General features: G+C 74.2%; 1 protein-coding gene and 1 pseudogene. Both read right to left on the reverse strand.

Going from position 1 to position 1,254, the window contains the following annotated elements:
- Positions 1-55: 55 nt before the first annotated feature.
- The gene (locus IY392_RS17620; RefSeq protein WP_194861933.1) at positions 56-973 is read right to left on the reverse strand and encodes a saccharopine dehydrogenase; all 918 of its coding nucleotides are present in this window, start codon (positions 971-973) and stop codon (positions 56-58) included.
- Positions 970-1,254: pseudogene (locus IY392_RS17625) on the reverse strand (hypothetical protein); the annotation flags it as partial. The gene IY392_RS17620 and the pseudogene IY392_RS17625, both read right to left, overlap by 4 nt.

Raw genomic sequence — 1,254 nt, forward strand, 5'->3', positions numbered from 1 at the left:
AGTCGGACGGGGCCTCTCGCACCCCGGCGACGCCACGATCCCTGCCCGGCAGGCGCTACCTCGATGGCCGTAGCGCCTCGACGGACGCCATCGCGGCGTCGACGTCGACCAGGTCCGCCATGGTGATCGCCCCGGTTCTCTCCGTGACGGCGGCTCGGGACGCGGCCAGCGCGGCGAGGTGCCCGGTGGCCTCGGACTGGCCGGTCCCGAACGCCTCGCGCTGGTGGCCGGTGCGGCGGTTGCGGGCGATGACGTGCCAGTCAGACCCGCCGAGGTGCGGAGCGGCGGCGAGCAGGCCACGCAGGGCGGGCAGCCGCCCGAGAACGGCGAGGGCGAGCGTCTCCGGCGCGGTGCCCAGTGCGAGGTAGGAGCGGATCGCGAGCTGCTCTTCCCGGCCCAGCAGGACGTGGTCAGGGAAGTCGGCGCGCAGGTGGAGGCGCCGTCGACCGTCGGGTCCCGTGGCCCGTCGGCCGGTGTGAAAGTTCCGGATCGGGGTGGTCTCGGGCGACTGGTGGACGTCGGTGCCGAGGAGCCCGGCGGTCCAGTCCACGGCGGCGGCGCCATGGTGCTCTCCGGAGCCGAGCATCACGAACACGTCGATGTCGTCCCCGGGACGGTGGTCGAGCGCGGAGACGAGAACGGTGCTGAGGCCTGGCGCGAGGCCCGCGCCCAGCACCACCGTGCCTCGGGCGGACTTCCGGAGGGCGTCGAGGTACGAGCCGGTGGCGGAGATGTCGACCAGCGGGGTGGTGCTAACCACGGTGCCGAGGTCCGCGCGCTCGACCCCCGAGGCGTTGATGACGACGTCATGTGCGGCGGCGGCCGGCCCGAGTGTTGCGAGATCGCCGTGAAGGTCGAGCACGAGACCGCCGACGGAGCGGCCGGTCGAGGTCACCTCGTGACCCTCGCGCTCCAGTTCGCGCCGGATGGCCGTCCCGACGGCGCCGCGGGCGCCGAGCAGTAGCGCTCTCATCGCCCGCCCCCCGCCGGGCTCGAGAGGCCGTCGGGTGCCCACTGGGCGTCAAGTGATGTCCTGGTGGCCGTGGCGGCGATCACGAGCAGAATCACGCCGCAGCAGGCGATGATCAGCCATCCGGTCAGGCTCGCGGCGAAGCCCGCGGACCCGGACGCGGCGAGCAGGCTCCCCGCGAGGGCGATGCCGGCGGCGGTCCCGCCCTGGCGCGCGGTGGACGTGATACCGCCGGCGACCCCCGCGCGGTCGGGCGGCAGACCGATGATCGCGGTGTGGGTGAT

Source organism: Dietzia sp. SYD-A1, from assembly GCF_015356725.1.
GTDB lineage: Bacteria > Actinomycetota > Actinomycetes > Mycobacteriales > Mycobacteriaceae > Dietzia.

What these genes read in the sequence shown, in the direction of transcription:
- IY392_RS17620 (WP_194861933.1), bottom strand. Translation starts at nt 973, where the DNA reads ATGAGAGCGCTACTGCTCGGCGCCCGCGGCGCCGTCGGGACGGCCATC.